The sequence below is a fragment of the Candidatus Odyssella thessalonicensis L13 genome (assembly GCF_000190415.1).
Lineage (GTDB): Bacteria > Pseudomonadota > Alphaproteobacteria > Paracaedibacterales > Paracaedibacteraceae > Paracaedibacter > Paracaedibacter thessalonicensis.
The window spans coordinates 22,551-32,187 of the sequence record NZ_AEWF01000013.1; the positions used below are offsets into that span (position 1 = coordinate 22,551).

A 9,637-nucleotide genomic window follows, 5' to 3' on the forward strand; every position below is an offset into this window, starting at 1 on the left:
AGAACTCCCCTTCAAATAAAATTTGAAGTATTTTCCTAATGTTATTAGATAATTACTAAATCTTTTTGCCATAAATTTAATCATGAAGAGAAAAAAATACTATTTTTGAACATTGCCAATTTTCTAAAAAGTTTCTAAAACCTCATTCAAATACATTTGTGCTTGGTTGCTAGCCTCTGTGATTGTGTGTCATGGAGGCTTTGTTGTGAGGTCGGTTTATGTTTAGTTTTCGTAAAATTGTTAATGTTTTGGTCTTGGTCGCTTATATCAAGATGACGCTGGTGTCCTCTTTTGCCATGGATGCTGGACTCCCGGCAACAGCGGCCAAGATTAAAATTCAAGTTGATCAGAAATTTAATGAAAATAGCCAGTTAACCGCTCTCGAATTAAGGGTCCTTCAGAAGACTTCAGATACCCCCTCTCAAGAGTACACAGAAGTCCAGAGTGATACGGTAGACTTTCCCACCTTCAAAGGGTCCTCCAACGTCGCCCCCGGGTTTGATGGAGCCCAATTAATTGAGTGGACAATCCCCCACCTTGGAAAAATTCAAGTGGGAGTTGATGGTCGTCTTATTCTTGATAGCGTCAGCTTTCTATTAAAAAATGAGATCCTGAAAATTAAAACTCCGGGGATCGTTTTTCTCAAAGATTGTGTGATTCCAAGATTATCTCTGGCCAGTCATGGGTCCGTGATAATGGGAAACAACGAATTATATAATGTTACGGCGAAGCATGACGCCAGTGCCGGCATGATAACAGCTGGCCACTCCTCTAATCCCTTTTATAATTTCAACTTAAAGCGGGGAAGTTTCCAAAATATTGGGACCCTTGAATTTAAAACGCGTCATGGGTGGAATCTCCACGGTAATGCTTTTATTAATTATAACACTCTCCTGATCGAAAAAGGAGCTGACTTAGACATTAGTAACCCTGTTCTCTTTCTCAATCTTAATAAAATCAGCGGCAATGAGTTAATTATCTCTACCTCGATTTGTCCCCTCTCTCCCACGCCTACGCCAGGTCGGATTATTCTTAATAAACCCTATAGATTCCTCCAGGATCAAGATTTCTTGGCCACTTGGACCTCAATTAATACACTCGCTAAAGAGTTAAAGGTGACGGGCCTCTTCAAAGAAACGCTCGATTTAAGAGAGTTGGTGTTGGTGCCCAATTCAATTGTCAATATGGGACAGATCGACCTCCAAGAGGCAATGCTAAGCTCTAATGTCTTCCTAAACCATAACAATGCTTCTTTTGAGCTTCACCAAACTGGAGGTCTTTTTATTGAGAAGCTTAAAAACGAAGGTTCTCTCGTTCTCAACGATGTCCAGGGTGACTTGACAAGTAAGATCCAAAACCTTAACAACAAAGGTCGCTTTGAGGCTCATACCAATCTCAAAATAGGCAAACTTCAAACCCAGAGTTCCAGTCAACTAACCTTTTATGGAGATCGAGAGGTTGAGATTGCGTCTCCTTTTGATCTTTATGGGAACCTGGAGGGGAGGAATGGTCTTAATCTTACAGGGACAGGACAGAACTACGGGGCAATTTCTTTAAACCAAGCAGCGGGCTCTTCAACTTCTCCACTTTTGTTTAACTATAAAGGAGGGATCTTAGAGAATCACGGTCTCATTTCCAGTCTAATGGCTATGCTCATTTCCGGAAAGGGAGAGATTCACAATTATAAAAAAATAGAGTCTCCGTTCTTGACCATTAATCTGCCGATCATTAAAAACCATAAGCTTATTAATGGAGAACAGATCCTTCTTAAAGCAAAAGAGCTCGATAATTCCCAAGGCGATATCCATGCGGCAGATAAAGCTGAGATTCTTGTCAACAGCGTGACCAATGTCCACGGAAAGGTCCATGCGGCTAATACCGTCCTACTTAAAACAGCTCATTTGGATAACCAGGGTGGCAGCATCAGCGGCATGGAGAGTACAACCCTGCATTTACAAACCCCTCAGTTTATCAACACAAACGGAGAGATTGGAGCTAAAGGACAAACGACCCTTAACTTTCAGGAATATACTTCTATCAAGGCGCTGGGAACGATCAAGGGGACGGATGTTATCTTTAGGGACCACTCTAAAAGCCAACATTTAACTTTGACCAATGGCACTGTTGCGGCAGAAAAAGGGATCGCTGTCATTGGAAGCAAATTTCATAGCCATGAAGTGGCTTTCCAAACACCGTGGTTAGGGTTGCATGTACTCTCCTTTAACTTAAGTCCTCAAGCTCATTGTCAGCGGACAGGATGGTGGTGTAGCACCGGTCAAGATCTCGACTTTTTACATGAGTACCGAACGACAGGCACCCTCGAAATCTGGTGGTCCGGGATTAAGCTGCATGGGAAGGCTATGGCAGCAATGGAGCAACGGTTTGGCGATAAAACCAAGCCTTTACCTCAACCCGAACAAACTATCCGGTTTCAAGCGACCGTTCAAGCAGATAAAGGACTGAAAATCTATGTCCCTCAAGCCACTGTACACTTCTCTACCCCTGCCGATCATAAGATGACTGAAGTGTTGCTGAAAGATGGCCTTTTAGATTTATTGATTAGTAAATTAGACATAGAGAGCGCCGTTGTCCAAGCCCTTAACATTAAAAGTTGGGCGCCCCATGGTCACTTTATTGGACGATTGGTTGAAGATCCGACTCATAAGGTATTTGCCTCATTCCATCATTCGTCAGGCTCCCATAACCTGGGCCGCGATATTAATAATGTCGCCTGTAACTTTCTAGGCAAAGAAATTACTGGTGTTTATGACGGTCGCCACCTTCTGACTCTGCCCAAGGCCTGGGGCAATGGCACGTCTGTCAATGTTAAGGAAACAACAAGTTTTAAAGGCCATATGGAACAGCGGGGAAATTTAGAAACCCAAACCCTTGAGATTGAGTCGGACCAGGACTCAATTTGTGAAGCCTCTGAGACAAAAGTCGAAGGCGACTGTACTTTAACAGGCTCGGGCAACCTTCTCATTCAACGATATGCCGGAACCGTTAACTTCCGTTACCATGCATACTGGGGGTGCCGGAATAATGGCAATCCATTAACTTATAATTTTGTATTAAGCAAACCCAGTCTCTTTAGAGTCCAGGGTGCATTCTCTGCCCCCGATGGGGCCAGTGTCAGTGTTAAGGCCAGCAACCTCTTTTATCAGAAGACTTTGGCGAGCATCAACTTACACGACGTGGATATGGTCTCCTCTCTTTACTCCAAATTTGTCGACATGACCTCGGCGGAAGGTGAAACCTATCGCCAAGCCCTCATCTACAATGAGCAACTCGCAGTCACTCTCCTATTGGCCGGCGGTTCTGCGCGCAATGCTTTTACTCATAATAACTGTCTCTTACACGCCTTATCCTTTCATGGGAAAACGGATCGATTTAAAGGGTCTCAGGCAGTTTATAAATCCAATCTCAGTGAGGCCACAGGGATTGTGCTCTCTGGCACAAACACAACCATAGAAGGAAATGTCGCCTCACCATTTATGCTGATCTTTGTCGGAAATGGTAAATTAGCCTTAGGCAGTCCTAATCCGTATTACATCGAGCCCAAAAATCCCATTCGCGATCTGATCGCCAAAGGATTCAATTTTCATACCACCTATATTGCCCCCGACTTGCGGGAAATTATTGAGAAAGCGACAAAACCGCAAATTCTCTTTAAAATGCAGGAACGGTTCTGGTTTGATTCGGACAAGGCAGAACAATTTTACCGAGACATATTCGACCACGTGGTGATTCTCACCCCCGAAGGCATCAAAAAACCGGACGGCCATACAATTTTCTCGATCTCCCCTAAAATGGTTGTCGATCGAGTCCGTGAAGAATGCCAAGAGGTATTGATGCGCGGTTATATTTATGACCGTCAGCCTATTGATGAAGACTTCGCCAAGCAACTTCATCGCAATGCGAGTGAGTACTTAATGACCTCAGGCCTTGACCCAGTGCAACTCTCTGTGGCATTGACGACTCAGAACTCTAAGATTATTGCCCTTCCTGATAAACCGCTCATCTATTATACGCTCTCTGGTAATGAAGAGGGTCTCGAGCAGCTCAATCCTAAAATCTTTTTCCCCTTAGCGCTTCTGGAAGAAGCTAGAGCGCAGCGAGGCGGCAAGATCCGCACTAACGTGTTAGGGATCTTCCCGGAGCGTATGTCTGCCATAGAGGTGATTGAGTATTTTCAAGACCAACCTCAACTTCAGCAAGCTGTGCTCAACATCTTTGAAGAAAACCCAGAGATTGTTCAGCAGATTAATTCTCGTGCTTTAACCTGGCATCAAACCGCAAAAGATACAGAAAAGCAAGTCGCTGTCAAAGAGGGCTCTTCCTCTGTGACCCGCCAAGAAAGTGAAGACGAGGCCAGTTCTGTTACAGTTTATAGTACCATCAGAACCAAGTTATTAGCCTTTCTGAGTGATTCCAGGATCACAATTCATGGAGATATTGAAGCTGAAAATGCATTCCTAGCCTCCCTCTATGAGCATGTGGTACTTCAATCGCTTAAAACGCGCGTTTATACAGGGCCGGAGAGTTTTATTGAATCCATATCCTCCCAAGCTCGGATCCATGTCAAAGAGATTCTCAAAATATACGGGGGGCAGAATGTTATTATGGTTAGTGCCCAGACCCATTCTGGGGTGTTGACCCACATCAAAGCATTAGCTGATATTATTGATGTGCCGCTTGAAGTGTTGACTCAGTACGTTGAAAATCCTCGCAAAAAAGGTAAAGAAGCGCGCATCCAGACCAATACCTCCACCGCGCTGGGGTCCCAGCATACTTCAGGTGGACAGGTGATCGAAGAGGCGGGAAATAATATTGCCCTTCAAGCAACCTATGTGGAAGCGCCAAGAATTGATCTGGTGGCTGTAAAAAATGTGGAGCTGCATGATGCGCACAATACTTTTTCTCGTCAAGTCAAATCCACCGAAAAAGGCTACCTCAAAAAGAAAAAAACTCATCAAGGGGTAGAAGGCACGGCAACGTCAGTAGGCGTCCACCTCAAAGGTGAAAAGATTAACATTACAGCTCTGACGGGCAAGATCACCGCCACCCACCCCACCTTTGAGGCGATAGAGACGAATCTAACAGCTTTACAAGGGATGGTTGAGATTCTCTTGGGCGTAAATCAATATTTCTCGCAATCCTCTAAGAGCAGTAGCAGTCTCGCTTGGAACCGTATGCGAATGCGCAGTCAGGAGGACACGACCTATGCTCAGCCGACTTTCACCGGGACGGTGAATATTCACTCTCAACAAACCGTAGTTCAACAAGTGGAGGGCCAAGCTAACGAGTTTTTCCAACACATTAAACAGCATGGAGGCGCGCTTGAGATAAAGTTTCTGAAGGAGCTACATCGAAGTGAACATAAAATGGTTCAAGGGCCGGGCAAAGGATTAATCTCCTTAATTGCTTTAGCCATGTCGATCTTAACAGCTGGCGCGGGAACCTTAATTGCCAGCGGCATTACAAGTCTTGCGGGCAACGCCACTGCCATTGCTATGCTTGATGTCGCTGTGACTAGTGTGGCCACCCAACTGGCCACCGGCACCTTGCAAAATAATGGCAACCCCTTAAAAGGGGCCAAAACTCTTCTTAATAAAGATTATCTGAAGAATTTTGCGGTTTCTGTCGCGACAGCGGGCGCCACCGCTCAGCTTGGCAGCCATTTTAACATCAAGAAGCCAGAGGCAAGCTTTGTTAAAACCGCCACCAATCCCGAATTATTGAAGGGCCATTTTCAATACAACCTTTTACAGCAAAGCGTAGGAGCGGGCGTCAAATCTACCTTAGGCGGCCAAAGCTTGCGACGCAACTTAGTCGAAGGCGCCAAGACCACTGTCATTGACACAGCTGCCGCTTATGGCGCTAACAAAGCTGGCCAATGGTATGCCCAAAATGAACTTGGCTATGTAGGTCACAAAGCCATGCATTTCGGGATCGGATTTGGTCTCGGCTATGCCAGCAGCACGGGAGACCGCTTGCGTGACGGTCTTACCGCCGGTGGGGGCGCCGTGGTCGCTGAAACAACGGCTGAGGCTTTAGGAAAAGCTCCTGGCCAAGGCGGTGGCGATAATTCTTCTGATGACGCCAAACGCCTACGCCATGCAGCCAGCTGGGGCCGCTTTGCCGCCGCCACGGCTGCTTTTGCTGCCGGTCTGAATGTCGATGCCGCTATTCAAGGCGCCACCAATGCGGTGGAGAATAATACATTAATCTTTTTAAACACTCGTCTTCTTCTAGAACAAATGAGTGAGCTGGATCCAGGCTTAGCTCGTGAACTTGCCTTAAGTGCTGAAGACGAGGAAGCTTTAGAGTATAAGTATAAAGAGTACGAGAAAGAGATCCAACACCTTGAAAAGCTGTTAGCCAAGCAAGAACTTTTAGAGAAGGCAAGGTATCAAGCTAATCAAGCTGGCGAGCTGATGGTCAATCAGCAAGTGCTAGGCCTGATGATGCATAATGCGGTGACAGGGGACTTAGACACGGTTGATCGCTTGGTGCAAAAGTCCATTGACAAAGCAAGTTCCTTTATTCGTTATTTTGAAGAAAAAAGCCAGTTCTTAATTGGTCTTGGCTGTAAATTAGATGATTATGCGCATCGCCATCCTGCTTCCGCGTGGATGGTTGATCAAGCAAAGCAGAAGTTAACAAAGACTATTGGCTATAGCCAGCAGCTTGTCCAGGAGAGTGCGCCTTTATTACGGACGGCCAGCTATTCGGCTTTCATCACGAAAGGAATGATGTACGGGTTTAGCACGGGAGCACCTGCAGGCGGTATTGGAGCTATTCCTGGAGCGGCTCTGGGAGGGCTTGGGGGCTTGGCTGCAGCTAGGATGGGAGAGTTACTCTATGACTACGCCCACGGCCAAGGTGATGAGTTCAATGATTATGCTCAACAGATTGCCCGTGATGACTTCGAGTTATTGCAAAACCGCCGTGTCGCTAAAGCGATGAGTGGAACCACCCTGTTAGCGCTCGATCTCCTCAATGTGGGACGAGGTAAGGCCAAAGCATCCAGCTTAGGTGGAGCCGCAAGCAAGAAATATGCCCGCAAGCCAACAAGCTCAGCCTCTGCAAGCTCAAGATCTATAGCTGAAGCAAGCCAGTCACAAATTGCTGTCGAAAGATTGGTGTCCCAAACCACTAAGTCTTCCTCAACTCCGCAAGCAAAAGTAAAGACACGCGGGAAAGGAGAGAGGCAGCTTACGGAGAAGGGCAGGCATACGCCTGTATCCTTAACAGTAGAAGAGCTTCATAAAGTCCAAGAATGTACTCAAGCACGCAATAAATACTTAAAAAAATGGCGAGAGGCAGATTTATCGGATCTTCCGCAGGAGACTCGACGGTTAATTAGTAAAACAGAAGAAGCCGTAAGAAAACATTTATCGCCCGACGACGTAGCTGGAGTTCTAAAAGAAGATCGTGGTATAGTGATTATGACGCCTGATAGAAAGATAGGGGAGCTGAAGCCAGCAGATCACATAAAGGAGCTTAATGAGGCGAGTGCTGGGATAAAGAACCGTATTGAAATATTAAGAGAAGCAAGAAGTCGTTTGTTTCAATCTCCGGGGACGGAAAAAGCAAGGAAGATACTCGAGGAAAGTATTAAGGACACAAGTAAACTATTAGATATATATACAAAAAATATAGGTAAGCCAGATGGTGGATGAGAAAGATGTTGATTATATAATGACTTTTGAAGAGATCAAACAGATCTTTGAGGAAGCTAAGAAAACACCCAGAAATGACGAAGGATACCTACCCGAGAAACTAGAAATCAAAGTAGGTAGAGCAATTGCCGATGCTGGACGAGAGGGATATTATCAATTCACTGACGATATTTGGGCTTATTTGAATTATCCTTGGGATCATCTCCAAGAAGAAGCTATCCAATCGTTAGGGTTCTCGCATAAAATTTATGATCCTAACTTTAGAGAGGAAGCTTACAAGATTTGGCATGATGAAACTAGAGCTGATGATACTAGACGTATCGCCTTTGTAATCTGGTTTGGGTACTATAGAAACACTAAGGATTCCTCTGTATTAGAAGACCTCTACAAAGTCTTATCTCAATCTTCCAACTACTTGATGAGAGCGCGAGCATACTATGGAATTATAGAAGTATGTGATATTCCGTTCAAATATAATGAAAAGCTTAAAATATTAAATCTGGGTGATAAAAAATCACACGAGTATATTAATGAGCAGGTAGATTGGGATAGAATCCATCAGTTGATGCGCCAGTATGCACCGAATGTTGAGCTGGTCGATCCTAAAACCCTTAATATTCCGAATCCTTAATCCTCTAGTAGCTAAGTTAAGGCCTAACTTGGGCCTTAAACTACTAGGAGATATTACTCTTTAATCAGCGCTGAGATAGGTAAGCCGAATGGTGGATAAGGAAGATTTTGATTATATTTTAAGTGCTGATGAAATTAATCAAATATTTAATCAAGCGAAAAGAACTCTGAAAAATAACGAAGGATACTTGCCTGAAGAGATGGAAAGTAAAGTTGGTGATGCAATTGCCGATCACTTTGTTGCCAAAATACCTATGAACTGATAAATAGGAGATAGGCTGCAATAGATTTGGTGGTCTAAATTTATGAAGAAGCAGAATAGCAAATTTTCAAACAAAAAGATTTCTTATAAAGTAACAAACTGGCGTGAGTATAATAAGGCTTTGAAGCAAAGAGGATCTTTAACCGTTTGGTTAAGTGAAGATCTTGACGAAAGCTGGTTAGCTCCTTCAACAGAAGAACGAAAACGGGGACGGCCTTTAGTTTACTCTCAGACTTGTATTAATCTCCTCCTAACTTTTCGTCATTTATTCAAGTTAGCTTTAAGGCAAGTGATAGGTTTGATTGAATCGTTATTTACTCTTTCAGGAAAGATATTGCCTGTACCAGAATTCAGCCGTTTATCAAAAAGAGCAGCCCAAGCCTTATCTTGTCTTCGTTTACCTTCTTTAAATGAACCGACTCATTTAGTTATTGATTCAACAGGCTTGAAAGTATTTGGTGAAAAAGAATGGTTAGAAACGAAACATGGCAAGCAATACAACCGCAAGGTTTGGCGTAAGTTGCACATTGGTGTGGAAGAAGGAGGGGACATTACTGCTCGAGTTTTGACGGACCATCATACAGATGATAGAGCTTGTGTGCCTTCTTTGATAGATCAAAGCAATGCTTCTTATATGACAGATTGTCTAGCAGATGGGGGCTATGATAGTCATCAAATTTATGAATTTTTAGAAGGTCAAGCTATCAAACCGTTTATTCCGCCACCAAGCCAAGCTGTCGTGCGTTCTAAAACAAATCCATCTACGAGAGATCAAACCGTAAAATACATTAAAGAAAAAGGCTATTGGGCTTGGTATTACAAGAATAACTTTGGCCGCAGAAACAAAGTTGAAAATACCTTTTACCGTTTAAAAACGATCTTTGGGCGTAAATTATCTTCAAGAATTTTACCAAATCAAGATGCTGAATCTCATTTAGTTTGTTGTATGCTCAATAAAATGACAAGTCTGGGTATGCCTAAATCTGTTAAAGCTTGTTAAAAATAATTTGGTTAGGATATTTCTGACATCTTAATCCATTTAAGCAACAATGCCATGACC

Annotated in this window: 4 protein-coding genes; all 4 read left to right on the forward strand. The window is 43.8% G+C overall.

What is annotated here, in order from left to right; genetic code table 11:
* The first annotated feature begins 218 nt into the window (after positions 1–218).
* Entirely contained in the window at positions 219–7,685 is a 7,467-nt protein-coding gene (locus tag HMO_RS0112965) for a DUF637 domain-containing protein (protein WP_010304305.1), read from the forward strand.
* Complete coding sequence (locus HMO_RS0112970) at positions 7,675–8,316, forward strand: hypothetical protein (RefSeq protein ID WP_010304307.1); 642 nt, start codon at positions 7,675–7,677, stop codon at positions 8,314–8,316. Before HMO_RS0112965 ends, HMO_RS0112970 begins: the two co-directional genes overlap by 11 nt.
* An 88-nt stretch (positions 8,317–8,404) precedes the next feature.
* Positions 8,405–8,578: a hypothetical protein gene (locus HMO_RS17145; protein WP_010304310.1), complete on the forward strand. Its 174-nt coding sequence runs from the start codon at positions 8,405–8,407 to the stop codon at positions 8,576–8,578.
* A 42-nt stretch (positions 8,579–8,620) separates the two neighbouring features.
* Positions 8,621–9,577, forward strand: coding sequence for an IS5 family transposase (locus HMO_RS0112980; RefSeq protein ID WP_010304313.1), 957 nt, complete (start codon positions 8,621–8,623; stop codon positions 9,575–9,577).
* The last annotated feature ends 60 nt before the right edge of the window (positions 9,578–9,637 follow it).

Coding starts and splice junctions, on each gene's coding strand:
- HMO_RS0112980 (WP_010304313.1), top strand. CDS start 8,621: ATGAAGAAGCAGAATAGCAAATTTTCAAACAAAAAGATTTCTTATAAA.
- HMO_RS17145 (WP_010304310.1), top strand. CDS start 8,405: ATGGTGGATAAGGAAGATTTTGATTATATTTTAAGTGCTGATGAAATT.
- HMO_RS0112970 (WP_010304307.1), top strand. CDS start 7,675: ATGGTGGATGAGAAAGATGTTGATTATATAATGACTTTTGAAGAGATC.
- HMO_RS0112965 (WP_010304305.1), top strand. CDS start 219: ATGTTTAGTTTTCGTAAAATTGTTAATGTTTTGGTCTTGGTCGCTTAT.